The 25,716-nt window shown below is 37.7% G+C and carries 17 protein-coding genes and 1 tRNA gene; 11 read left to right on the plus strand and 7 right to left on the minus strand.

What is annotated here, in order from left to right; translation table 11 throughout:
• Positions 1 to 2 precede the first annotated feature (2 nt).
• The 6 genes from RHP76_RS21875 (at position 3) to RHP76_RS21900 (ending at position 13,643) form a co-directional block, all read left to right on the plus strand.
• Complete coding sequence (locus RHP76_RS21875; protein ID WP_311229060.1) at positions 3 to 6,632, plus strand: RHS repeat-associated core domain-containing protein; 6,630 nt, start codon at positions 3 to 5, stop codon at positions 6,630 to 6,632.
• Between the two features lie 85 nt (positions 6,633 to 6,717).
• Positions 6,718 to 7,227, plus strand: coding sequence for a hypothetical protein (locus RHP76_RS21880; protein ID WP_311229061.1), 510 nt, complete (start codon positions 6,718 to 6,720; stop codon positions 7,225 to 7,227).
• Positions 7,228 to 7,659: 432 nt separating this feature from the next.
• Positions 7,660 to 7,911, plus strand: a complete 252-nt coding sequence (locus tag RHP76_RS21885) for a hypothetical protein (protein ID WP_131797565.1) — start codon at positions 7,660 to 7,662, stop codon at positions 7,909 to 7,911.
• A 60-nt stretch (positions 7,912 to 7,971) separates the two neighbouring features.
• Entirely contained in the window at positions 7,972 to 9,060 is a 1,089-nt protein-coding gene (locus RHP76_RS21890) for an efflux RND transporter periplasmic adaptor subunit (RefSeq protein WP_062676351.1), read from the plus strand.
• Between the two features lie 28 nt (positions 9,061 to 9,088).
• Entirely contained in the window at positions 9,089 to 12,211 is a 3,123-nt protein-coding gene (locus RHP76_RS21895; RefSeq protein WP_311229062.1) for an efflux RND transporter permease subunit, read from the plus strand.
• Positions 12,192 to 13,643 carry a TolC family protein gene (locus RHP76_RS21900; RefSeq protein WP_311229063.1) on the plus strand — a complete coding sequence of 484 codons (1,452 nt, stop codon included), beginning with the start codon at positions 12,192 to 12,194 and terminating at the stop codon, positions 13,641 to 13,643. The genes RHP76_RS21895 and RHP76_RS21900 overlap by 20 nt, the downstream gene beginning before the upstream one ends.
• A gap of 248 nt (positions 13,644 to 13,891) precedes the next feature.
• Here the strand turns inward: RHP76_RS21900 and RHP76_RS21905 are convergent, their stop codons facing one another.
• Complete coding sequence (locus RHP76_RS21905) at positions 13,892 to 14,314, minus strand: cold shock domain-containing protein (protein WP_047432903.1); 423 nt, start codon at positions 14,312 to 14,314, stop codon at positions 13,892 to 13,894.
• Positions 14,315 to 14,999: 685 nt separating this feature from the next.
• On the opposite strand from RHP76_RS21905, the gene RHP76_RS21910 reads away from it, so the two are divergent.
• A complete protein-coding gene (locus RHP76_RS21910; RefSeq protein ID WP_120233023.1) occupies positions 15,000 to 15,755 on the plus strand; it encodes an SDR family oxidoreductase in 756 nt (251 codons plus the stop codon).
• Positions 15,756 to 15,836: 81 nt separating this feature from the next.
• Here the strand turns inward: RHP76_RS21910 and lgt are convergent, their stop codons facing one another.
• On the minus strand, positions 15,837 to 16,673 hold the full coding sequence (lgt, locus tag RHP76_RS21915; protein ID WP_120233024.1) for a prolipoprotein diacylglyceryl transferase: 837 nt from the start codon (positions 16,671 to 16,673) through the stop codon (positions 15,837 to 15,839).
• Between the two features lie 184 nt (positions 16,674 to 16,857).
• Here lgt and RHP76_RS21920 point away from each other — a divergent pair, with 184 nt between their 5' ends.
• Positions 16,858 to 17,553: a VIT1/CCC1 transporter family protein gene (locus RHP76_RS21920; protein WP_311229064.1), complete on the plus strand. Its 696-nt coding sequence runs from the start codon at positions 16,858 to 16,860 to the stop codon at positions 17,551 to 17,553.
• Positions 17,554 to 17,679: 126 nt separating this feature from the next.
• Here RHP76_RS21920 and RHP76_RS21925 read toward each other — a convergent pair whose 3' ends face one another.
• Positions 17,680 to 19,077, minus strand: a complete 1,398-nt coding sequence (locus tag RHP76_RS21925) for a phage tail-like protein (protein WP_311229065.1) — start codon at positions 19,075 to 19,077, stop codon at positions 17,680 to 17,682.
• A gap of 867 nt (positions 19,078 to 19,944) precedes the next feature.
• Between RHP76_RS21925 and RHP76_RS21930 the strand changes: the two genes are divergently transcribed.
• On the plus strand, positions 19,945 to 21,252 hold the full coding sequence (locus tag RHP76_RS21930) for a phage tail-like protein (protein ID WP_147367623.1): 1,308 nt from the start codon (positions 19,945 to 19,947) through the stop codon (positions 21,250 to 21,252).
• A gap of 259 nt (positions 21,253 to 21,511) precedes the next feature.
• On the opposite strand, the gene RHP76_RS21935 is transcribed toward RHP76_RS21930, so the two are convergent.
• A tRNA-Leu gene (locus tag RHP76_RS21935) sits at positions 21,512 to 21,591 on the minus strand.
• Positions 21,592 to 21,684: 93 nt separating this feature from the next.
• Complete coding sequence (locus tag RHP76_RS21940; protein ID WP_311229066.1) at positions 21,685 to 22,452, minus strand: MBL fold metallo-hydrolase; 768 nt, start codon at positions 22,450 to 22,452, stop codon at positions 21,685 to 21,687.
• Positions 22,453 to 22,506: 54 nt separating this feature from the next.
• Here RHP76_RS21940 and RHP76_RS21945 point away from each other — a divergent pair, with 54 nt between their 5' ends.
• The gene (locus RHP76_RS21945) at positions 22,507 to 23,934 is read left to right on the plus strand and encodes a hypothetical protein (protein ID WP_034692241.1); all 1,428 of its coding nucleotides are present in this window, start codon (positions 22,507 to 22,509) and stop codon (positions 23,932 to 23,934) included.
• Between the two features lie 12 nt (positions 23,935 to 23,946).
• Positions 23,947 to 24,396: an XrtF-associated fRMsr-like GAF protein gene (locus RHP76_RS21950; protein WP_311229067.1), complete on the plus strand. Its 450-nt coding sequence runs from the start codon at positions 23,947 to 23,949 to the stop codon at positions 24,394 to 24,396.
• A gap of 52 nt (positions 24,397 to 24,448) precedes the next feature.
• On the opposite strand, the gene RHP76_RS21955 is transcribed toward RHP76_RS21950, so the two are convergent.
• Positions 24,449 to 24,916, minus strand: a complete 468-nt coding sequence (locus RHP76_RS21955) for a cupin domain-containing protein (protein WP_311229068.1) — start codon at positions 24,914 to 24,916, stop codon at positions 24,449 to 24,451.
• Positions 24,917 to 24,969: 53 nt separating this feature from the next.
• Positions 24,970 to 25,710 (minus strand): ABC transporter substrate-binding protein, encoded by a 741-nt coding sequence (locus RHP76_RS21960; protein ID WP_216445109.1) that lies wholly within the window; start codon positions 25,708 to 25,710, stop codon positions 24,970 to 24,972.
• Positions 25,711 to 25,716 lie beyond the last annotated feature (6 nt).

Raw genomic sequence — 25,716 nt, forward strand, 5'->3', positions numbered from 1 at the left:
CTATGAAAAAGTACAATCACAAGAAAATACAAATATTTTCATCGCTCGTATTATCTTTTATATCCGTATTCTGCTTATCTCAGACCACAACTCCAAAATTTCATGACACTAAAGGAAATATAGATGTTACGGGTGCAGGACAGCTTCAGTATACGCTTCCTATAGATCTTCCTCCGGGTGTTAAAAATATGTCTCCCGGCATTAGTCTTGTCTATGTAAGTGGTGGTGGAAACGGGCTGGCAGGCTATGGATGGAACATTACAGGTCTTTCTTCTATTTCCAGGGTTGGAAAGAATCTTGAAAAAGACGGTATTACCAAAGGAGTACAGCTTGATTATTCAGATTATTACAGCTTTAACGGACAAAGATTAATTTTAAAATCCGGGGAATATGGCAAAGATGGTGCAGAGTATGTAACCGAAAAGTATTCTAACCTAAGAATAAAATCTATAGGAAGCATTACCGGACAAAACTGGCAGGGACCAGAATATTGGGAGGTGACCTCTCCTGACGGTTCACAAACCTGGTATGGAGCTACAACTTCGGGAAATAGCCAGGCCAGGACACCGATTGACTATCATATTGTGAAAACAAGAGATACTGACGGAAATTATATCAATTACAGCTATACGTTGGCTGATAATGTCTCGGTGATCACAAAGATAAGCTGGGGTGGTAATGAAGTGCAAGGCACACAACATGTTAATACTATAGATTTTAATTTTATGGCAAGGCCCTCAGATGAAACAGCCTACATAAAAGGAGTTCTGTTTAAACCTTCAAAACTCCTGGAATCTGTAGTAGTGTCTACCGGAAACAAACAGTATAAAAAATATACAATTTCCTATAAAAAAGATCTGCAGCAAACAGCATACAGATACTTAGAGAAGATCACCACTTTAAATGGAAATAATGAAGAAGCCAATCCCGTGATTTTCACTTATGAAAAATCAATGGATCTTCCAAACCCTAATATTAAAACATGGGAACTTACCGCTTCCTTAAAACCCAAAGAGGGAGAAGATCTGGTGGGCGATTTTGACGGCGACGGTAATCTTGATTTGTTAAGGTATCATTCGTCGACAACAACTAAAACTCCTCAAATAGGTTTATATCTGTACAGCAATTTCTACAGGATTAAATATCATGATGATACAGTGAATCCAACGTATATAGGAAATGCCATTACTCAATTAAATTTTGCAGGAGCTACGGTTGTTAATTTAAAAAAGAATAATCTTATCCGTAACCGCCAGGGGTTTGTAGCCAAAAGATTCGTTCCCAATTCTTCAACATCTAAAAATGATATCGAGCTTTCTTTTTATGATATCACAGATAATAATCAATTGGTACTGGATTATCAAAAGGTTATTCCAAATGCTAATTATGATTATTCTATAGGGACAACTCAGGAAGGAATCAGAACAACCATTACCGGATTAAAAAGTGTAGATTTCAATGGGGACGGATTAAGTGAAATTGTCATAGTATTTAATGATAGAACATGCCAGCTTGATCCGGTTGCCAAATTACCTCACACTTGTGAAGATATAAAAAGATATCTTGTTGTAGATCCTGACGAAGCTATTCAGGGTTCCCAATGGTTTTATCCCTTGGAACTGTATTCGGATAGTGATAAAATGGGTAAAGATCTGTTTACTATTTATAAAGCGGGAGATTTCAACGGCGATGGCGCTTTTGATTTTATGAAAACGGATCCATATAAGAAGCCCCTTCTTATTACTTTTTCAAAAAATGCCCAGGGTAAATATGTATCTGCGATAGCCCCATTTAGCGAGATTACAAGTGAAATTGTCAACGGGCTCTGGGATGATGGTGTTGTGGGAGACTATAACGGGGATGGGCTGAGTGATATTATGATTCCCCAGTCCAATGATTCTGTGAATTGGTATTTTTATACCTCTAAGGGGAATGGTTTTGCAGAAAGTGTTATCAGTTTTGAAAAAATTCAAAAAAACAGGATCGTGTATAAAGATCCCGATCTGAATATCACCATACTGAATCCTAAAACTTTTGCTGCCTATGATATTAATAATGACGGGAAAGCAGAACTGATTCGTATTTCTTCAGACAGGTATTATTTGAAATATTATCCACAAGATAGTAACGTTGGTATGAAGTATCAGAGGTCGATAGGCTCATCGGTTACTGCTTATTCAACAACGGGAGGTGGTGGAATGCCCCTTAACAGCGATCAGGAGGCTTATCCTAACCTTACCTATCTCTATCTAAATGATGGTAATATCAATAACGAGCTGGCACTGAATGCCTATGATAAAGTTGGTTTGTCTGTAGACCAATGGACAGGCTCTATGCTGAGAAGATTTATGCTGGTTTCAATGGTTCCTACTGTTGGGTATAGCACTAACTTCGAGCAATTTGTATCATTTCACAATTTCTATGATATTTCTAAAGAAGCTCGTATCAAAAGCATATCCCAGGGAGGAATCACGACGGATATTGTATATAAACAGCTGGACAAAAGTATCAATCCGGGATTATATGACACTGTTTCCCCGCTCATCTATCCTTATGTGGAGATTAACCAGTCTACAGGAATGTATGTGGTCTCCCAGCTGACGCAAAGTACTACCACAGACAAAAAATTAAAGCAGGATTTCAGGTACCGAGGTTTAGCCTCCAACATCCTTGGAAGAGGGCTTACAGGCTTTAGAAAAATGGCACGCTCCTCCTGGTATGCAGAGGGATTTGAAAATACAAAGATCTGGACGGGGGTAGAAATAGATCCGCTCAATGAAGGGGTTCCGGTAAAAGAATGGTCAATCAGAACCAATAATGACACAAGTATTTTCCCGGCGGATATTTCGGAAAACAATACCCAGCTTCTGAGTTTAAAATCTACAATATATCAAACTATTAAACTCTTAAACGGACAACAGGTAAGCTCTGTGTCTGATGCTGATAAAGCCAAAGTGGTTACCGCCATTTTACCAGCAAGAACCAGAGTGAAAGATTTCTTAACCGGAACAGTTAAAGAAGACAATATCATCTATGAACAGTATTACCTTCCGCTGAAAATAGATTCCAAGGTTAATGACACCTATGGAGTTACTACTTCTGTATTTGCTTATGATCATAACCCTTCAGGCAATGGCAGTGGGTATTATATAGGCCGTCTTAAATCTAAAACAGAAACCCGGCAGGCTTATGGAGACAGCCAGTCCGGGAAACAGGAATATACGTATGAAAATAACCATATAAAGACCTTTAAGAAATGGAACAGGGATAATACGGGCTACCTTCTTGAAATCTACACCTATGACGGATTTGGAAACATCACCGGAAAAACACTTTCCAACAATATTGATTCACAGGTGCGTACCACCAGCTCACAGTATGACCCTACAGGAAGGTTTGTCATTAAGAGAACAGATCACCTGGGACTCTCTACCCAAATCACTTATACCGCAATTGGGCAGGTGATTACCCAGACAGATCCGCTGGGAAATACGGTTAAGAGCAGCTATGATAATTGGGGAAAACTGCTTCTTACAGAAAACAGTCTTTTGGGAAAAACAGTGTATACCTATGACAGGGATGCAAACGATAATGTTACTGTTACGACAATCGAAGCGGACGGAAATATCTCTAAAACACTGACCAACAAGCTGGGACAGGTATACAAGGTAACCACCAAGGCTTTTGCCCAGGGACAATACATTTCTAAAGAAACTCAGTATGATATTCTGGGAAGAAAGACAAAAGAGTCTGAACCGTATTTCGAAGGACAAAGCGCAAGTAAATGGAATACCATTGCCTATGATGATTCTGTATACCCTGCTAAAGTAACAGCTACAGCATTTACCGGAAAACAGACAGAAACCAGCGTGTCAGGGTTCACAACAACAGTAAAGGAGACTGCTACTGCTGATTATGGAAGAACCACCTCCAAAACATTAGATGCTTTAGGAAACACGATCACTTCCACCGATAAGGGAGGAACAGTAAAGTTTTCATATAACGCAGCCGGAGAACAGGTAAAAGCCCAGTATGCAGAAAATATAGTAAGTACACTCTATGACTCTTGGGGTAGGAAATCAGAATTTAATGATCCTTCCAACGGATTGTACAAATATGAATATGACGGATTAGGACAGGCGAAAAAGACAACCAGTCCGAAAGGAACCAAGGAATTTTCTTACAATAATCTGGGGCAGTTGGTTTCTCAGAAGGAATTTTCTACAGCTGATGGGGGTACAGCCACAAATAAGCTCATTACATTCGCTTATAACCCGAAAGGTTTGCTTACCAAAAAATCGGGTACGGCAAACGGGATTCCATACAGTACGGAATATGAGTATGATCCTTATGGAAGAGTTGTTTCTGCTATTGAGAATAACAATGGAAGAACCTACGTCAATAAAGGAATTACCTATGATGATAAAGGAAGGGAAATTTCCTATGTAAAACAGCTCTCTTCTTCAGGTATGGTTACCGAGGCTCATATAGAGAATATTTACAATGACTGGAACGGAGAGCTTTACCAAATTAAGGACCAGCAAAATGACAAGGTACTTTGGCAGCTTCAGGAAACCAATGCAAAGGGACAGGTAAAACAGGCAACACTAGGAGCTTCTGTGATTACCAATACCTACAATGATGCCACGGGAATGCTTACTGAAATAAAGCATATTTCTCCCCAACAGACAGTACTGAACATACAGTATGGCTTTGATGCTATCAGAAATGAGCTGAAATCCAGAAAGACTTTAGGAGACTTTAATATCATTGAATCCTTTAATTATGACGATAATAACAGGCTTTTGAACTGGACCAATCCTGTAACAGGTCAGCTCTCTAAAAATATCTATGATGAAAAAGGGAGAATCAAACAAAATGATCAGGTAGGGGAAATCAAGTTTGATAACTCAGCCAAAATTTACCGCCCTACAGGAATGACTCTTAATACTGTGGGAGTACAGAACTATACTGGAGACCTCATCCAGACCGTTGTGTATAATGAGAATAATGATCCAGTCCAGATCAATGGAGAAAAATCGCGTATCAGTTTTGAATACGGGTTGGGAAACATGAGACAAAGGATTGATATCTCTTCTTTAACACAGAATGCAAAGAATCCAATATGGGAAGATACCTATACCAAATTTTACAGTGAGGATGGTAGTTTTGAAGTGGTAAAAGATCTTATGTCGGCTCAGGAAAAGCATATTTTATACATTGAAGGCAGTCCATATGAATCTGATATTGTATATTTGAAAAACTTTGAACAGAGCAGCGGTTCTTATAAATTTTTGCATAAAGATTATCTAGGAAGTATTCTGGCGGTAACTGACCAGACTGGAAACAGGTTGGAACAGAGACACTATGATGCATGGGGTAATATTACTCACCTGAAGATAGGAAATGCACCTGTAATAACAGACAAGGGAGTCATTGCTGAAGCTTCGCTTATTATTGATCGTGGCTATACAGGACATGAGCACTTTATGGGAGTAGGCATTATTCACATGAATGGCAGGCTGTATGATCCCTTATTAAGAAGGTTCTTAAATGCGGATGAAAATATCCAGGATCCTACCAATACCCAAAACTATAATAAGTATGGGTATGTGATGAATAATCCGCTAATGTATAATGACCCAAGCGGGGAGTTCTTACAGTGGATCATTGGAGCTTTTGTTGGAGGATACTTAAACGGTGTAGCTGCCAATGGTGGAAACTGGAATCCTGTAAAATGGGACTGGCAGAGAACATGGAGTGCCGTGTTGGGAGGTGCCATTGGTGGAGCAGCTATCTCAGGGGCACTGGGAACGATCACAAGCAACCCCGGAGCTATTAAGTTTGCTTTACCAGGTATTATCTCAGGAGGACTCAACTCAGCGTTTACAGGAGGAAATTTCTTAGGTGGTGCCATTGGGGGAATATCCTATACAGCCAATTTATTTGGTAATAGTATAACTTCTACAGACGGAATTAGTGCTGGGTATAGATATATTACTTCTCCCGAAGAAGACTACTCTGGAGGAGGATGGGATGATTTAACGAAAAGTATATTACTCAATTACGTTAAAAATAATTATTGCCCTGCTTGTACTAATGGTGCTTTACAACAAAAAGCGGGTACAATGTTTGAAAAAGCTTTTAACAGGATTATGGGAATAGATTACTCCTCATTAAATTATGAAAGTAATTACACTAAAATTGCAGGTAAATACAAAGGAAAATTGAGAAATACAATTCCTGATGGGATGTTTGATTTAGTTATTGATGAATACTATTCTATATTTAAAGTACCAACACCATTTCCTAAAAGCTCAACAAGGTATCCTGGTGTCCAGTTTGCAGAGGTAAAAGCAATGGATGGAACTTTATATAGTGGCTCAAATCAAGGACAAATTTCATCTATGCTTTATGCAATGAGTATAAACAATGGAGTAAATCAATATGGAGGACAATTTATTATAGGTACTACCTCGGACACTAAAATTTCGCCTAATATTGTGGCGCAAGGATTATTACATAATATACAAGTTGTACATATAACAGCTCAGTATAGAATGATAAATAAGTTGATGGAAATGAGATTATATAATGGTGGTGCCAGTCCTAGTACGACGTTTATTAAGTAAAAACAAATAATGATCATCAATTATGAAAAGTATTCTTATTGTAGTACTAACTTTTTTAAGTTTAATTTTATACAGTCAAAATAATATGAATGAGCAGTTAAATAAGTTGTTTTTAGACTTGGATCTAACATCAAATCCCCAAACTATGGCTAATAGATCTTCTCTAAAGTTTGAACATATAGTTAGAAGGGGAATCAGTTGGGGAAATACTGGAGGAAATATAAATAATTTTGTTGCCAGCTTTGTAAAGCATCCTTTAATTCAATCAAGAATAAAGGAAGGTCAAATCAGTATAATACAGAAAGAAGAAGATGTTCAATCTAGCAATTTTTCAATTAATGAGAGAATCCTGTTTAAAAATGAAGAAGACATGATAAGTGAATATAGACAATTGACTGAATCTTTTGAAAAATTAGGATACAGAGTTAAAAGTTCAACTATTCAAAATGAAAATTTTGAAACAAAATCTGAAAATACTGAAATCTTAATTGAAGCTAATTCTAAGAAATCTAAATTAACTATTGGTTATTATCTACCTCCAAAAGATGAAAATGAAAAGCAATATTTCCTTGCATTGGTTTTTACTAATCATTAAGTTCAATAAAATTTAAAATACAAAAGCAGGAAAACTCCTGCTTTTGTTATTTATGATGAATTGCCAATACAGAAAATTTGAGTTAGTTCAGTAAAGTAAGATATTTTACACTTTTCTTTATAATTGACACAAATATTGACACTTTTTATTTTTAAATAAACGTAATTAATCGATAATCAATTATTTAGATTTGTGTTATTTAGTACCGTAGGAATCCCAATACAAATAAATAAGATTATTCATCCATTGTTTAAGTTTTTTTAACAGTTCAATGGCCGGATTTTCCGGTAAAAATTCCTAATTTTGCCAAACTATCGTTTTTTACTTAAAAACTAATGTGTTCTGGTTGACATGGCAAGTCTGAGGTCATTTTTCTTATTCTATATCATACTGGTTTTTTCCCTTTTCAATTCGAATTGGGCGGAAAAATCATTGAGAAATATCCCTCATGTTCCTCCTGTAACCAACATTCATGTTCTGGATGTTTACGAAGAGGCAGATATGAATACGCATGCATTGCCTGCGGCTGCCAAAATTGTAAAACATTCTGTCAAGAAAAACGATACTGCCATTGCAGATTTTTCAGGAATTTTAAAAGCTATTCCCAAAGTTACGCTTCCTGAGATCGCAATTTCTATTATTTGTGGCGTTAAATCTTTTCTCCATCTCCTCCAGCTGTACTAGGTTTAAGTTTCTGAATACCAAATCATTTTTACGGAAATCTTATAACTTAAACATTTAAAAATGTATTTTAAAAACGTAATAATTTGCATTCTTGCAACATTATTCGCTGTGTCATGCAGTAAAGACAAGCAAAAAGACAATCAGAAAGACAAAGAAGTTCCCGTGCTGGAAATCAAGGAAAAAGACACCTTGGTGAGCAACCAGTTTGTTACTGATATCCAGGCTAAAAAAAATGTTGAAATGCGCTCCAGAATCGGAGGTATTATACAGCATATTTATGTAAATGAGGGACAATTTGTCCATCAGGGACAGGCTTTATTTAAAATTAATGATGCCGAACTTCAGATGGAACTCCTGAAAGCAAATGCAGCTTTAAAACAGACTGAAGCAGATGTTCGTATTGCAGAAGTAGAATTGAAGCAGATTCAGAGTCTTCATGCTAAAAAATTTGTTGCAAACAACGAACTGGAAATGGTAAAGGCTAAACTATCTTCTGCAAAAGCAAAACATGCCTTTGCCGATGCAGAAAAGAGAACGGTTCTTCAGAAAATAAGCTTTACAAGAATTACGGCGCCTTTTGATGGAGTAATTGATGTAATTCCCCATAAAGACGGAAGTTTGGTGGAAAATGGAACATTGCTAACCACACTTTCCCAACTGAACGAAGTGTATGCCTATTTCTCCATTCCTGAAAACTTATATTTTGAGCTTTTAGCTAATGATAAGATCGGAAATCATCAAAAAATTGAATTAACGTTACCTAATGGAGTTAATTACCAGTTCAACGGAGCTTTGAAAACAGCAGAAGGGGAAATAGACAGAACCACAGGTTCTATTCGTTATAAAGTGCTTTTCCCGAATCCGGACCGTTTGATCAAACACGGTACTTCCGGGAAGCTTATCATTTCTGAGCAACAGAATAATGCGATCCTTATTCCACAAAAATCTACCTTTTCCATTCAGGATAAAACCTATGTTTTTGTGGTAGATAAACAGAATAAAGTGAAAATGACCAACATTAAGATCGGAACTACTTTAAGAGATTCTTATATGGTAGAAAGCGGTCTTAAAAAGGGAGATTTAATCATTTATGAAGGAACTCAGTCTTTGAAAGATGGTGATATTATCAAAATCAAAAAGAAGTATTAACCTTTCATAATCTTTAAATCAACTAACTATGGTAGAAATGTTTATAAGACGAAAGGTTCTTTCGTTGGTTATTTCCATATTATTTGTATTGCTGGGAATTATGGCGTTGCTGAAAATGCCAATCACCCAGTTTCCCGATATTGTACCGCCTTCAGTAACCGTTACAGCAAAATATACAGGAGCGAATGCCGAAGTGTCTGCCAATGCGGTAGCGCTGCCTTTGGAACGTGCGATCAATGGAGTGCCAGGGATGACGTACATGTCCACGGTAACCTCCAATGACGGTCTTACCCTTATTCAGGTGTTCTTTGAAGTAGGAACAGATCCTGATGTGGCTGCAGTAAACGTTCAGAACAGGGTAACGACTATTCTTGATGAACTTCCTGAAGAAGTAATCAGAGCCGGAGTAAATACTGAAAAAGAGGTGAACAGTATGCTGATGTACCTTAACATCACCAGTGCAGATCCGAGCCAGGATGAACAGTTCATTTATAACTTTACGGATATCAACGTCCTTCAGGAGCTGAAACGTATTGATGGAGTAGGGCGTGCTGAAATTATGGGGCAGAAAGAGTACTCCATGAGAGTATGGCTGGATCCTCAGAAAATGGCAGCTTATAATATTTCAGCAGATGAGGTAATCACTTCCCTGCAAAAACAGAATATTTCCGCTGCTCCTGGAAAAGTAGGTGAAACCTCTGGTAAAACCTCCAGCCAGCTTCAGTATGTAATCAAATATAAGGGAAAGTTTTTTGAGCCTAAGCAATATGAAGAAGTTCCCATCAGATCTGATGTGGATGGAACTATTTTAAAGCTTAAAGACATTGCTAAAGTGGAATTCGGAGCCATGAACTACGGAATGGTTTCCAAAACAGACGGAAGACCTTCTGCGTCGATTATGATGAAACAACGTCCCGGTTCCAATGCTTCCGAAGTGATCGAAAGCGTAAAAGCAAAAATGGAAGAATTAAAAGTTACCTCTTTCCCTCCCGGAATGGAGTATAACATGGCTTATGATGTTTCCCGATTCCTGGATGCTTCCATCAGTGCAGTACTGACAACCCTTATTGAAGCCTTTATTCTGGTAGGAATTGTAGTATTTATCTTCCTTCAGGACTGGCGTTCCACATTAATTCCTGTACTGGCTGTACCGGTAGCATTGGTAGGAACTTTTGCGTTCATGAATATGCTGGATTTCTCTGTGAACCTTTTAACATTGTTTGCATTGGTTCTGGCCATCGGAATTGTGGTTGATAATGCCATTGTCGTCGTTGAAGCCGTTCACGTGAAAATGGAAGAAGGAATGAATGCGATGGATGCCACCATCAGTGCCACTAAAGAAATTGCAGGAGCTGTAGTAGCGATTACGATCGTAATGTCTGCTGTATTTATTCCTGTAGCTTTCCTGGATGGCCCGGTGGGTGTATTTTACCGTCAGTTTTCATTAACGCTGGCCATCAGTATCGTGATTTCTGGGGTGAATGCATTGACACTTACTCCGGCACTTTGTGCTATTATTTTAAAACCTCATGACCACAATAAGAAGAAAACGATCATCGACAGGGCTTTCCAGAGTTTCAATACTGGTTTTGAAAGACTGACAAATGGCTATGTAGGTATTTTATCAAAATTTGCTACAAGAACTACGGTAACTTTCGGACTGCTGTTTTTATTTGTCGGACTTACTTTCGTGACCAGCAAATTCCTGCCGACCGGATTTATTCCAATGGAAGACCAAGGAATGGTGTATGTAAGTGTAACGACTCCACAGGGAGCAACAGTAGAAAGAACAGAAAAAGTACTGGATGAAGTTACCGTTATTGCCAAGAAGATCAAAGGAGTGGAAAACGTGACCACCCTTGCAGGGTACAGCATCGTAACAGAAATTGCAGGTTCTTCTTACGGAATGGCGATGATTAACCTTAAAGACTGGAAAGAAAGGAGTATTTCAGTGAATGATCTGATCTCAGAACTTTCAGACAAAACAAAAAGCATTGCAGATGCGCAGATTGAGATTTTTGCACCACCAACGGTTCCGGGGTTCGGTAATACCAGCGGTTTTGAATTGCGTCTTCTGGACAGAACCGGAGGAACGATTGAAAATACAGATAAGATCACGAAGGATTTTGTTAAGAAATTAAACGAAGCTCCTGAACTGCAGAACAACTTTACCAGCTTTGATGCTACTTTCCCGCAATACATGATCAATGTAGATTATGATATGGCAGCAAAGAAAGGAGTATCGGTAGACAACGCCATGTCTACCCTACAGACCATGTTAGGATCTTATTATGCCACGAATTTTATCCGTTTCAGTCAGATGTATAAAGTAATGGTCCAGGCGAGTCCGGAACACAGAGATACCCCGGAAAGCATTCTGAATTTATATCTAAAAAATGATAAAGGTGAAATGGTTCCTTTCTCAACTTTCATCACTATCGAGAAGGTATACGGCCCTGAAGTACTGACAAGGTACAATATGTATATGTCTGCGATGATCAACGGAGAGCCCGCGGACGGTTACAGTTCCGGAGATGCCATTGAAGCGGTAGAACGTGTAGCCAAAGAAACCCTGCCAAGAGGATTCGATATTGAATGGTCGGGGATGACAAGAGAAGAAATCTTATCAGGCAACCAAACCGTTTATATCTTCGCGATCTGTCTTTTATTTGTGTATCTTTTATTAGCAGCACAATATGAAAGCTTCCTTCTTCCGATGCCTGTATTATTAAGTCTTCCGACAGGAATTTTCGGATCTTACATTGCATTGGTAGCTGCAGGGCTGGATAATAATATTTATGCACAGGTAGCATTAGTCATGCTGATCGGTCTTCTGGCAAAAAATGCCATCCTGATCGTAGAATTTGCGGTAGCAAGAAACAAACAGGGGCTTGATATTGTTCCGGCAGCTATTGAAGGCGCAAGGCAACGTCTGAGGCCGATTCTGATGACTTCTTTTGCATTTGTAGCAGGGCTTATTCCTCTATGTATTGCATCAGGAGCCGGAGCCATCGGTAACCGTTCTATCGGTACGGCAGCAGCAGGAGGAATGCTGATAGGAACGATCTTCGGATTGGTCGTGATTCCGGGACTGTATATATTCTTTGCAAAACTTGAAAATAAGAAGAAAGATGAAAAAATTAAATCATAGAAATATATTGTATGGAATAGCGTCACTGAGCCTGGTTTCGTGTGCTGTTCCCAAAGTAACGGAGTTGAAAAAAGCTCAGGAATTACCTGAAGAGATTCTTAAAGCTGATAAAAATAAATCTCCGGATGAATTCCAGCAGATCAACCTGAAAGCTTATTTTACAGATCCAAACCTGCTTGAACTTTTCGATAAAGTAGTTCAGGCTAATCCTGATTTTCAGATTGCCCAGCAAAGAGTGGAGATTGCCAACAGTTTCCTTCAAAGGTCAAAGATGGATCTATTGCCATCTCTTGAAGTGGGAGTACAGGCTTCCGGTGACCACTACGGAAAATATACAATGGAAGGCGTTGGAAACTATGATACCAATCTTTCCCCTAATATTACGGAAAATCAGAAAATTAACCGGGATTTTACTCCAAATTACTGGCTGGGAGCAAGAAGCAGCTGGGAAATTGACGCCTGGGGAAAGCTGAAAAATAAAAAGATTGCTGCTCAGAAGAGATATCTTGCTTCAACGGAAGGATTGAGGTTGCTGCAAGTAGAGCTTTTCACGGATATTGCGAATCTCTATTATCAGCTGGTTGCTTTAGATAACCGTCTTGCGATTTATCAGAAAAACTATAAACTTCAGCAAAGAGCCTTTGAAATTGTTCTGGCTCAGCGTGAAGTGGGAAAAGCCACGGAATTGGCAGTTCAGCAGTTCAAAGCTCAGAATAACAACTGGCTGGCAGAGATTGAACATATCAGAGTAGAAATTGTTACGGTAGAACAGGCAATCACTACTTTAACAGGAAGCTACGGTGGAGAGGTAAAACGCGGAAAAATACTGATGCCTACCAATATGGAAGTCTTGAATAAAACCATTAATGTAGAAAATGTGATTCATTCCAGACCGGATGTTGCTGCCAATTATTATGTTCTGGAAGCTTCTCAGGCTGATGCGAAGGCAGCAAGAGCTGCTTTTTATCCTAAAATTGATCTGGGAGCAGGTTTCGGATTGAATTCTTTTTCTGTGGAAACGTTTTTCAAACCAAGTTCCCTTGCCGGGCAGCTGTTGGGAGGATTAATGGTTCCTGTTTTCAATAAAGGGCAGCTTAAATATGAATTTAAGGTAGCCAGCAAAGAGCAGGAAATCGCTTTTTTAAACTATCAGAAAAGTATCACAACAGCTTTTAATGAACTTCAGTCGATTCTGAAACAGACCAAGATCTATGAACGTGTTCTGAAACTGAAATCGGAAGAAGTAGGTTTCCTTGATCGTGGTGTTGAGGTTTCCAACGATCTGTATCTCACAGGATATGCTAATTATTTTGAACTGATCAATTCTCAGAAGAGCAAATTAACTGCTGAACTGGACCTGCTGCAGTTTCAGCATCAGAATACCAGAAATAACGTCCTGCTGTTTAAAGCACTGGGAGGGAAACTGGATTAATTTTTACTTTTTTTACGATGAAGGAAGCTGTCTCTTTAGGCAGCTTCTTTTATATTTTATAGGATCCTACGGATTCCCGTAATGATAATTGAAATAATTCCAGGATCTTGCATACAATCTAACTTTTATAAGTTGAGTTAACTTTTTTTATATGTCCCTAAAAAAAGAGACTGTCCCAGCGGGCAGTCTCTTTGTGTATGGTTTAAAATGAATCTGCTTTCAGGGCAGAAACACTTTATAAGTACATATTATTTAACAAGCTGAATTTCAACAGCAGAAAATCCTTTAGGAGATTTCTCTTTTTCAAAAGATACCTTATTTCCTTTTTTCACCGGCTCTGCACAGTTGTTATTGTGGAAGAAAATGTTTTCTTTGGAATTATCTTCCGTAATGAAGCCATATCCTTTTTCGCTCAGGAAAGTAACAATTCCTGTTTTTCTTGGATCTTCCTCAATGATAGGTGCAGCACCCAATTGAATGTCATCAAGATTTACTTCCTGTCTTTGTTCAGGTGGAGTAGATGTTAATCTTCCGAATTCGTCTACATACATGAAGACATCCTCTGCTCCTTTGTTGTTGTTCGTTTTACGTTCTTCGCGTCTTAGCGCCTTTTCTTTTTGCTTTTGAATTTTTTTCTTGAAATTTTCCTTTTTAGAAAAAGAATCTGCCATAAATTATTTTTAGTATTTAGTTTCTATAAATTAATGAGTTCAAACTGGTCTGTTAGACCCCTATAAAGCCTGGCTATGTTTTCTGTCCTGGATAATCCCAATCATACAGAGCTTTAAAATTCCGACAAGTATTGTTCTTTAATAGAAGAATAAAAGTTAAAAAGATGGCTGCTCAAAAGGCAAAGACTGAATAAAAAATATTCGGGTCGTTACAGAAAACAAAGTAAAGACTTGGTTTATAATATGCAAATATACAACAATAAAATGAATAATCAGGATTTAAATGATTGATTATCAGAAATGGTTTTAAGTGACACTTTCTATCTGTAGGAAGAGTGTAAAGTAAGTTGTGATAATTGTATAAAAAAATCCTCAGAAACCTGAGGATTATAAAAAAATATATTAAAAATGAAGTGGTGGTGCGTGATACGGGAGGAAGGTATCAAATGTTATGCCTAAAATTGATGCGTGTTTGTGAATTATACAAAAGTGTTTAACAGAAATGACATGTGCCAAAGCGTATCTGGTTGGTAAATAACATTCTATTAAAAACTATTGTTTACATAAAATAATAAACATTTTTCTTTTGGTTTAAAAATAATAAATAGAAATTCCCGAAAATTTCACCATGTTGAGGCGGTTTTTATTATTGATCTTTGTCTCATTAATATTTAAATATAAAAACATGTCAACACAAAATGTACAAGGAAAAGTTGTTTTAATTGCCGGAGGAGGTAAAAATTTAGGAGGACTCTTAAGCAGAGATTTTGCATCCAAGGGGGCAAAGCTGGCCATCCATTACAACAGCGAAAGTTCAAAAGCCGAAAGCGAAAAAACACTGGCTGAAGTGCAGGCTTTAGGAGCTGAAGCATTTTTATTTCAGGGAGATCTTACCAAAGTAGATCATATCACGAAGTTTTTTGACGAAACTATTTCCCGCTTCGGAGGAATTGATATTGCAATCAATACTGTAGGGATGGTACTTAAAAAGCCATTTTCAGAAACTACAGAAGCTGAATATGATACCATGTTCAATGTCAATTCAAAGTCTGCGTATTTCTTTATGCAGGAAGCGGGTAAAAAGCTAAACGATCACGGAAAAATCTGTACCATTGTTACTTCATTGCTGGCAGCTTATACCGGATTATATTCTACATATGCAGGAGCAAAAGCACCGGTAGAACATTTTACAAGAGCGGCCTCAAAAGAATTCGGGGCAAGAGGTATCTCTGTAACGGCAGTAGCGCCAGGTCCTATGGATACTCCTTTTTTCTACGGACAGGAAACCGACGATGCGGTAGCGTATCATAAATCAGCATCCGCATTGGGAGGTCTTACCGATATTAAAGACATCGCTCCGCTGGTAGAATTCCTGGTAACAGAAGGCTGGTGGATTACCGGGCAGACCATATTTGCTAACGGTGGATACACAACAAGATAGCATATTGTAAAATTTATTCAAAAAAAAACTCACTGAAAAACAGCTTTCAGTGAGTTTTTTATGGTAAAAGAAATAAGAAAATTAAGTGGTTTCAATCTTTCTTTTCTCCAATATACTTTTGATGATAAAGAATAATCCAAGAAGAACAAACGGAATACTCAGTAGCTGTCCCATATTCAAAATCATTCCGTGCTCAAATTCTACCTGATCCACCTTGATAAACTCAATCAGGATTCTCATAATGAAGATCAGCAGAATACTGATTCCAAAATAAAATCCTTTTCCGATCTTAAAAATATTCTTCTTATAAGTAAAATACACCGCAAGGAAAATAATAAAATAAGAGATGGCCTCATAAAGCTGGGCCGGATGTCTCGGAAGATCATCCACCTGACGGAAGATAAAAGCCCATGGAACATCAGTAGGAACTCCTATAATTTCAGAATTCATAAGATTGGCCAGCCTGATGAAGGTACCACCCAGCGGAAGTACAATCGCTATGGCATCCAGAACCGTCATGAACGGGATAGAATATTTTCTTGCATAGATGAGAAGCATAATTACCAGACCAATGCCGCCGCCATGACTGGCAAGACCTGCAAATCCCGTAAAATGATAGACACCATCCGGCCCTTTCTGAATCGGTAAAAATATTTCAAGCGGATGCTGTGAATAATAATCAAAATCGTAAAAAAGGCAGTGTCCCAGTCTTGCACCTACCAGAATTCCGATCAGGGCATAGGAGAATAAAGCCTCATGTGCCTGAGTGCTGAGACCTTCTTTTTTATAAATTATTTTTAAAATATTGAGTGATAAAACAAGTCCCGCAAGGAATAATAATCCGTAATATTTTATGGGAAGTCCTAAGATATTGACGATTTCGGGATTAATATCCCAGTTGATGTATAATAAATTCATTGCCGCAAAGATAAGAAAATAGGATTTTCTGAACAGAATGGTGATGCTTTATAACGGTATATTTTGATTTATAGCGTATTACATACTGTCACGGAAGAAAACCATCCCTATAAGAATGAATATAATTTAAAATGATTCTTGATGAAATATTGGGTAACTTTAACCTACCACCAAAATAAAAGTTATGCATCATCCACTGGAGAAACATTATGTAAACAGAGTAGGCTGGCTTCGTGCAGCGGTATTGGGCGCGAATGACGGTTTGTTATCTACTACAAGTATCGTTATAGGAGTTGCGGCTGCAGAGCCGGAGCGTCATATCATTATTCTTGCTGCATTAGCAGGGATGATTGCCGGGGCAATGTCTATGGCAGCGGGTGAATATGTTTCTGTAAGTTCTCAGGAGGATACAGAAAAAGCAGATTTACTCCGTGAAAAACGCGAGCTTGAAGAAATGCCCGAAATAGAACTCAGAGAATTGGCCAAAGTATATGAAAAAAGAGGTTGTACTAAAGAAACAGCCATGCAGGTAGCTATTGAACTTACAGAGCACGATGCTTTGGGAGCACATGCCCGTGATGAACTCGGAATTAATGAAATAACGCAGGCTAAACCTTTGGTAGCAGCAATGGCTTCATTCGGCTCATTTGCGGTGGGAGCCTTATTGCCATTTTTGGTGTCTCTTTTGGCTCCTCTTAAAGAAATGGTGTATTTCCAATATGGCTTTTCAATTATATTTTTAATGCTTTTAGGGGAAATCTCTGCCAGAGCAGGAGGTTCCAGTATTAAAATAGCTGTATTGAGGATTTGTTTCTGGGGAACCGTGGCGATGGGAATTACAGCATTTGTGGGGCATATTTTTGGAGTCAATGTAACGTAAAGACTAAAAACAGATTATTTAAATAAAAGTATGACCACCTGTGTTTTGCAAGTGGTCTTTTTCTATTTGTGTTGATAGAATTTTGCCTGAAAAGGTAAATGGGAACTTTTAACTTTTTTCAATGGATTAATCAATACGAACGACGTTGATTGTAAACGGAGCTATAATATTGGTTGAATTGGGTGTTGATCCGAAAGTAAGTGCCTGAAATGAAAGAACCTGACCTGCATTCATTTTTAGTAATGTAGTATTTGTGCACGTAACAAATGAGGGTGCTCCGGATGCTTCAGGCAGGGAAACTTTAGTATTGGTAAATGACTGCTGAATCCCGTTCAGACTAATCTGGGCATATCCTAAATACCCGTCTCCACCATCTTCTGTTGCTCCTCTTTGAGGATAATTAATTACAAAATCAACCTTATATAATCCTGTTGCAGAAGCAGTAAAAGTATTACCCGTCATTTCACTGAGATTATCAAAAGTTTTTGCTGATGTTGCTGTATTTACAAAAGTATTGTTTGTTGTAATGACTACTATTCCGGTACCTCTTGCAGCGCTGATGCTTGATGAGTTTTGTAATTGTACAACACCTGTACTGTTCACGGTTAAGCTTCCCGCAGTTCCTGAAGAAGTCTGTAACCCTTCCAGTCTTATTGGGTTAGTAGCATTAATGTGGAGTTTATTGGTTGCTGAAGATGTTCCGATTCCTACATTTCCTGATATGGGATTGATTCTCATTCTTTCAATCAAACCGCCTCCGGTAGAATTTCCAATGTAAAAATCTTCTTCCGAACCATTGGTGAGTGTTGAACCCGTTCTTACAGATCCTAATGCCCAGTTTCCGCCTCCTGAAGAAGGTCCGTTATTGGTAAAACCAAGCAATGAAAAATTTCCTGTGGCCAAAGCAGAAGTGTTTCTTAAAGTAACAATTCCGTATTGGTTGGCTCCTGCAGTAGCATCAATCAGATTGTATCGGTTTGAAACTGGAGTGGTGGACACTACATGGAATCTTGTTTCAGGAGAGCTTGTTCCCAATCCGACTCTGTGATTGGCTCCATCTACAGAGAATGTAGTCCCGTCAATAGAGAAGCCATTGTTGGCGGTGGTTGTAAATGTCAGAGTATTGGAATTTTGAGTCACAACTCTGTTACCTGAAAGACTTCCGTCTGTATTGTAAAGATTCATGGCAAAAGGAACCCATTGAAATCCGGTAAAATAATAATATCCGATGCTGTCAATGCTGCCAACTTCTGCTATACTCGGCGTCGTACCGGTGGGTGAAGTAACGTCTGTGATATAAACAATAGCCCCTTTCTGATCAATACCATAAGTTCCGAAGTCTTTTGATGCTAATTGTTGCTTGGAAACTCTGGGAGGAAGAATACCATCCCTCATATTGGTGTTTGTACTTCCTACAACATCTAAAGTTGCCTTTGGATTGGCTGTGTTAATCCCTACCTGTGCATATGTAATTACGATTGTACTGCATAACGTGATCAGAGAATAAAAACGTTTAATTTTCATATTTAAGTTTATTTTAGTTTTTATTTTTTCGGTGTTTGTATTTTAAAATAAATGATTTTAATAAAAAATGATGAACTAAGCCACAAATTTATTTTTATTTTAGGTCTTATGATTACGTTTAAATACTGCATTGTATGAAAAAATGCCAGCTGAAGTAGTTTTTTTTGTAAGGATGGCGTGTATTCGTGTTGGAATATGAGCTTTCAGTTCCCGAACATCCTTCGTTAATATTCACACTCCGGGAACTGTTAATGAAGTATCAGTATATTATATTTGTAACCCACCTTCAAGCTTTCCGTGAAAATACAGAAGTAATGGTGAGCGGCAAGGTTAGAAAATCAAAAATACAACCTGATATAGCAGGATATACTTATTATGAATTAGAAATAGGAGAATTTAAATTTTAACCAGCTTTATGTTAATAACTTGTTTTTATAAAAGTCTTATTGCTGTTTACTGTTTCTTTTTGGGCTTCTCTTAAAAAATGGTGTATTTAAAGTATGGATTTTCAATTATATTTTTAATGTTTTTAGGGATAGTTTCTGGCAGAGTCGGTGGTTCCGGTATTACAATAGCCGTATTGAGGATTTGTTTCTGGGGAATTGTGCGATGGGAATTACAGCTTTAGGAGGAAAGCTTTTTGGAGTAAATGTAACATAAATTTTTACTAGGATATGGTTAATTGTTAGTAAATCATTAATTGTTGAAATATTTAAATATGAAGGTTTTTGTCTTTTGATTTACAGGTGTTTATGTGTAGTGATGTATGTTTGATGTACTATTGTTGTATATATGATGTATTGGTAATTTTAATTTAAACATTGATTTGTGCTTAATTTTGTTTATGAATCGTTTAAAACCAATTTTATGAGAAAAAAATTATTACCCTTGGCTTTATTATTTACTTTTTGTAAAATGTACTCACAAGTAGGTGTTAACACCACCACTCCTGCTGCTACATTAGATATTACTGCCAAGAATGCTACAGGTGCTTCTACCAATGTGGATGGTGTTTTGATTACCCGGGTAGATCGGCAGAGAGTTCAGAGTATGACTGGAGTTCCTGTTTCAACCTTAGTGTATGTAAACAGCGTAGCCACAGGAACACAAACGGGAACGGCGGTTAATATTAATACCGTTGGTTATTACTATTATGATGGGACAGCATGGGTGAAACTTCATAATCCTACCAATTCAATAGCTGCTAATATTTACAATTCGGATGGTGCCCTTACCGGAAACCGTATCGTTTCGCAGGCAGGTAATACATTGGCATTTACAGGAACGGCTACCAATGCTTTTTCAGTAGATAACAGTACGCTTTCAGTAGATGCTGCCAATGACCGCGTTGGAGTAGGAACAACCACTCCTGATACAAAACTTACCGTGAGTACTCCTGACAATAGTTTTGGTTTGAACCATACCAATGGTACGATCAATCTGAAAACGTATATAGGAGGTGGGGCTGCTTATATAGGAACCACTACGGCTCATAACCTGAATGTGATGACTAATAATGCAATCAAAATGACTGTTACTCCTATAGGTACTGTGGGGGTTAATACATCTTCTCCAAGCGCAGTGCTTGATATCATGAGTAAAGGGACTACTAATGCGACTAAGGCCCTGGAGATTAATGACAGTACGAATAAAGAATTAGTGGGGGTGCAAGATGACGGATCTGTTCGTCTTGAAAATTACAAAAATATCGAGGTATTAGGAACTGATGCTAACGGTTTTCTGGTAGATGGAAGTAATCTGAATATTCCTTCTATTTTTACGATAGGTTTAGCTAATTTATCTGCTAATCAGGCAGCAAATAATTTTTATACAGTAGCATTTACGATTAGTAAAAATAATGCCGCCAATATAACCTATAGTAGTGGCAATTTTACCATAAATAAAGCAGGATATTATAATTTTTCAGTTTTTGTAAAATATGATATCTCCATGAACTCCCCAACAGGAGGATCTGCTAGAACAGACCTCGTTAGAAACGGTGCTACGTTTTCATATAATCTTTCGGGGCATGGGGATGGGACAGCAGATATAGGACATAATCTGGCAGGAACACAGTTTTTTAATGTTGGTGATGTTGTTAGAGTTACAGCATATTATACCAGAACTTTTAGAATACTTCAGGGATCAATGACTATTGTGTATTATGGTACTTAATGCATTTAGGGGCGGAAAATCCCAATGATGATAAAGCTTAAGTGATAAACCTCTGAAAATCAAATAATTTCAGGGGTTTGTGTTTTCTTGATACAGGGCTTTTTGTGATTCTAAGAAACCAATACTTCTTTACAGTTTGTTTTTAGAGGAATCTGAAATGCCTTCAGTATATTTATTTTACATGTTTTTTACAAGGTTGTAAAATTTAATAGATGGTAGAATAAAATAAAACCTCTGAAAAATTTTCAGAGGTTTCTTGTACCCAGGACCGGGATCGAACCGGTACTCCTAAGAACTGGTGTTTGAGACCAGCGCGTCTACCAATTCCGCCACCTGGGCTTGATGTTCAATTCAAACATGATGTTTGTTTCAAATTGGTGTGCAAATATAGGAACTTTTTTCAATGTTCAAAAGCTTTTTTAAAGATTTTTTTTAAAAATTAAGTTCCAAACCATCGTAGGCAAGGTGTATTCCGGATGGAAGCTCCTTATCTTCAATGTCATGCAGCCCCAGATGATGGCTGATGTGGGTTAAAAATAATTTTTTAGGTTTTAGCTCTTCAAATAATTTAATAACATCCGGAAGGATAAAATGGGCAGGATGGGGATCAAATTTTCTGATGCAGTTTAAGATCAGAATGTCAAGATCCTTCAGTTTTTCCTTCTCCGTTTCAGAAATAAACCCGGCATCCGTAATGTAAGCCAGCTTTTTAAACTTATATCCGAAAACAGTAATTTTATAGTGAATCACCTCCACAGGAGTGATTTCTGTGTCCAATACCTCAAAGGGCTTATTTTCTATTTCGTGTAGTTCAAAAGCGGGTGCACCGGGATACCTTACGTCAGCAAAAGCGTAAGGAAATCTGTTTTTTATCTCATGAGCCACTCTTGAATAGCAGTAGAGCGGTACATCTTTTCCACTTTTAAAAATCAGGGGCCGCATATCATCCAGCCCGATCACGTGGTCATTATGTTCATGGGTAATTAGTGCAATGTCTACGGTATGTTCATGGTTGGTAAGCATTTGCTGCCTGAAATCCGGGCCGCAGTCGATCAGTATTTTTTTATTTTCTTCCGTAGTAATCATTACGGAAGAACGCAAACGTTTGTCTTTGGGATTTTCTGAAGTACACACTTCACATGTACAGCCTATAACGGGTACACCTTGAGAAGTACCGGTTCCTAAAAATTTCAACTTCATTTTGTTTTGAGGTTGGTTTAATTTTGGTAAATTTACAAAAAATTTCACGTCCTAATGTATCAGAAACTAACTCCTAAACAAAAAGCATTAACAATTAATCTAGATCCTACTATTTATGGTACTTTCGCAGAAATTGGAGCCGGGCAGGAGACTGTTCGCCACTTTTTTAGAGCAGGGGGAGCTTCCGGTACGATTGCTAAGGCAATGTCTGCTTATGACAAAGATTTTAGTGATGCCATCTACGGAAAAGAAGTAAAAAACAGGTACGTAACCCAAAACAGGCTTCGCAAAATGCTTCGATATGAAGTCGCTTTGATTGAAGAGAGAATTTCAAGAGATAATAATCCTGACAGGAAATTCTTTTCTTACGCCAATACGGTAACGACCATCAATTTTGATAAAACGGTAAAAGGCCACGGCTGGGTAGGAATCCGTTTTCAGACCAAAGAAAATGAAGATTATAATGAGATCGTTATCCACGTAAAATTCAAAGAAAATGATGCTACACTTCAGCAGGAAACCTTAGGAAACCTCGGAGTAAATCTTATTTTCGGAGCCTTTCATTATTTTGACAATCCAAGAACTTTAGTAGAATCTCTTTATGATGATATTGCAAAAGATAATCTGGAAATTGATATGATCGACTTCAGCGGACCTGCTTTTGCCTATGTTGATAACAGACTGATGTCTCTTCAATTGGTAAAGAATGGAATGACGGATGCGGTAATTTTCAATTCTCAAGGAAACAATATGCTTCCTGCAGATGTTTTGTACAAGAAAAATATTTTCGCGGTAAGAGGAAGTTTCAGACCAGTAACGAAAGTGAACATTGACATGCTTAAAAATGGTATGGATATGTTCTTCAAAGATGCTACCTGTACCCACGAAGAAACGGAGGTCCTTATTGAAATCACCATTTCCAATCTGAGAGCAGACGGAGATATTGATGAAAGGGATTTCCTGGATAGAGTAGACATTCTTGGAAAACTGGGGTACACCGTTATTATTTCAAACTTCTCTGAATATTACAGACTGATTGATTACTTCGCATCTTACACAAGTGGAGACATCGGAGTCGCCATGGGAGTAAATAATATGCTGATGGTATTCGATGAGAAATATTATAAAAATCTCTCAGGAGGAATTCTTGAAGCATTCGGTAAGTTTTTCAGAAACGGAATGAGAGTGTATCTGTATCCTTACAAAGATCCGGAAACTCATCAGCTGTTGGATTCTTCCAACCTGAAGGTAGAAGAAAATCTGAAAGAATTATACAAATACTTCAAACACAACAACCGTATCGTAGATATTACCAATTATAATCCTGAGTTTTTGGAAATTTATTCCAGAGAGATATTGAGAAAAATTGCATGTTGTGTGAAAGGCTGGGAAACTCAGGTTCCGGAAGGCGTAGCAGAAATGATTAAAGAGCGTGGAATGTTCGGATATAAAGAAGAGCTTTCCCTAAAACAATTCTCTTAAAATATAAATACAATGTCAGAATTAAAGAAAAGACTTTCCTCAATTCTTGAAAGTCCCAAACATAATACAGAAGAAAAACTTGAAAAAGTCTGCCACCTGTTGGATCATGAGATTCCTTACTTCAACTGGACAGGTTTCTATTTCAAAAACGGAGATAAGGATGAATTGATTTTAGGCCCTTATGTAGGAGCGCCAACAGATCATACTATTATTCCTTACGGTAAAGGAATTTGTGGCCAGGTTGCTGTTTCCAATGAAACATTTGTAGTTCCTGATGTACACGAAGAAAGCAATTATTTAAGCTGTTCAATTGATACAAAAGCAGAAATTGTAGTTCCGATTTTTAAGGATGGAAAAAATATCGGTCAGATCGATATTGATTCTCACACCATTGATCCTTTCACGCAGGAAGACCGTGAATTATTAGAATGGCTTTGTAATGAAGTTTCTAAGATTTTATAATCAAAACTTACTATAAAAAAATAAAAACTCCGGCTATATCAGCCGGAGTTTTTTATGGATTGTTGGTGGTAATCACAAACATAATTAAAGGCTCATCTCCCGTATTTTCAATAGAATGATATCCTACAGAACTGATCGCTGTAATATCGCCTTTATGCAGCACTTTCCTGCGTATTGCTCCTTCTGTTCCTGTTCTTTCACGATATTCTCCGGTTCCATGCACTACAACGTACAATTCCTGTTCATTTCTTAGATTGTGCGTGTGGAATCCAGATTCATCTCCTTTATTCAGTAAAACCATATAGGCCGCCAGGCGGTTATTGGCCAGTTCTTCCTGATCAAACATCTGTATCATATAAACCGTTCCCTTTCCTCCATACATATTTTCACGTTTTTCTAAACGGGTGATGGTTCTTTCTTCCTTTCCAAATGCCATTACATAAAGATTGATGTATTTTAAAACCTCCTGCATAACATGATTGAATTCTGTTCCTTCAGATAGTATAACTGTACCAGACATGTGAATTGAATATTTAAAGTTTAATATTTAAAGAGTAAAGATGAGGTGAAAAACTATCCTTGCTGCATTGAATGAATTTCTGTGAGAAGTTCTTTAAAATAATTCTCACATTTGGCAATATGGGTTCCATACCAGGAAAAGGCTTCACCATCTACAATCATAATCTTTTTATCCGGATAGAAGACCTGCAGTTCTTCAATATGTTTTTCTTTAAACGGAAAAGGTTCGGATGAAAGCATAATGACGTCTGCCTCTACCAGATCTTCAGTGGTAATTTGTGGATAACGGGTTTTGTCTTTAAAAATATTTTCAAAACCAATTTCAGATAAAATTCTGTGGATGAAAGTATCTGATCCAATGGTCATATAAGGATTTTTCCAGATAAGATAAGCTGCTTTTACAGGAGATTCCAGTTTTGCCTGATTCAGAACATCATAAATTTTAAGATTGAAAAGCTGTGCTCTGTCTTCCTTTCCAAAAAGTTTTCCGAGGTTTTTAAGCAGGTAATAATTATCCTCAATGGTATCAATATTGGTGACCATTACCTTGTGATCATCCATCAGAGCTTCCACCTGATCTTTTACATTCTCTTCCTTATTGGCAAGAATAAGATCCGGCTGTAATGCTTTAATTTTTTCAATATTAATATTCTTAGTTCCGCCGATTATGGGTACATTTTTTATTTTATCCTGAGGATGAATGCAGAATTTGGTTCTTCCTACCACTTCATTTTCGGTCAGTCCAAGGTCGAATAAAGCCTCAGTAATAGAAGGTACAAGCGAAACGATTTTCATATTGGC

The organism is Chryseobacterium sp. SG20098 (assembly GCF_031844745.1).
GTDB lineage: Bacteria > Bacteroidota > Bacteroidia > Flavobacteriales > Weeksellaceae > Chryseobacterium > Chryseobacterium cucumeris.

Excerpts from the sequence above, each read along its gene's own strand:
- RHP76_RS21875 (WP_311229060.1), top strand. The coding sequence starts at position 3 with ATGAAAAAGTACAATCACAAGAAAATACAAATATTTTCATCGCTCGTA.
- RHP76_RS21880 (WP_311229061.1), top strand. The coding sequence starts at position 6,718 with ATGAATGAGCAGTTAAATAAGTTGTTTTTAGACTTGGATCTAACATCA.
- RHP76_RS21890 (WP_062676351.1), top strand. The coding sequence starts at position 7,972 with ATGTATTTTAAAAACGTAATAATTTGCATTCTTGCAACATTATTCGCT.
- RHP76_RS21895 (WP_311229062.1), top strand. The coding sequence starts at position 9,089 with ATGGTAGAAATGTTTATAAGACGAAAGGTTCTTTCGTTGGTTATTTCC.
- RHP76_RS21900 (WP_311229063.1), top strand. The coding sequence starts at position 12,192 with ATGAAAAAATTAAATCATAGAAATATATTGTATGGAATAGCGTCACTG.
- RHP76_RS21905 (WP_047432903.1), bottom strand. The coding sequence starts at position 14,314 with ATGGCAGATTCTTTTTCTAAAAAGGAAAATTTCAAGAAAAAAATTCAA.
- RHP76_RS21910 (WP_120233023.1), top strand. The coding sequence starts at position 15,000 with ATGTCAACACAAAATGTACAAGGAAAAGTTGTTTTAATTGCCGGAGGA.
- lgt (WP_120233024.1), bottom strand. The coding sequence starts at position 16,673 with ATGAATTTATTATACATCAACTGGGATATTAATCCCGAAATCGTCAAT.
- RHP76_RS21920 (WP_311229064.1), top strand. The coding sequence starts at position 16,858 with ATGCATCATCCACTGGAGAAACATTATGTAAACAGAGTAGGCTGGCTT.
- RHP76_RS21925 (WP_311229065.1), bottom strand. The coding sequence starts at position 19,077 with ATGAAAATTAAACGTTTTTATTCTCTGATCACGTTATGCAGTACAATC.
- RHP76_RS21930 (WP_147367623.1), top strand. The coding sequence starts at position 19,945 with ATGAGAAAAAAATTATTACCCTTGGCTTTATTATTTACTTTTTGTAAA.
- RHP76_RS21940 (WP_311229066.1), bottom strand. The coding sequence starts at position 22,452 with ATGAAGTTGAAATTTTTAGGAACCGGTACTTCTCAAGGTGTACCCGTT.
- RHP76_RS21945 (WP_034692241.1), top strand. The coding sequence starts at position 22,507 with ATGTATCAGAAACTAACTCCTAAACAAAAAGCATTAACAATTAATCTA.
- RHP76_RS21950 (WP_311229067.1), top strand. The coding sequence starts at position 23,947 with ATGTCAGAATTAAAGAAAAGACTTTCCTCAATTCTTGAAAGTCCCAAA.
- RHP76_RS21955 (WP_311229068.1), bottom strand. The coding sequence starts at position 24,916 with ATGTCTGGTACAGTTATACTATCTGAAGGAACAGAATTCAATCATGTT.
- RHP76_RS21960 (WP_216445109.1), bottom strand. The coding sequence starts at position 25,710 with ATGAAAATCGTTTCGCTTGTACCTTCTATTACTGAGGCTTTATTCGAC.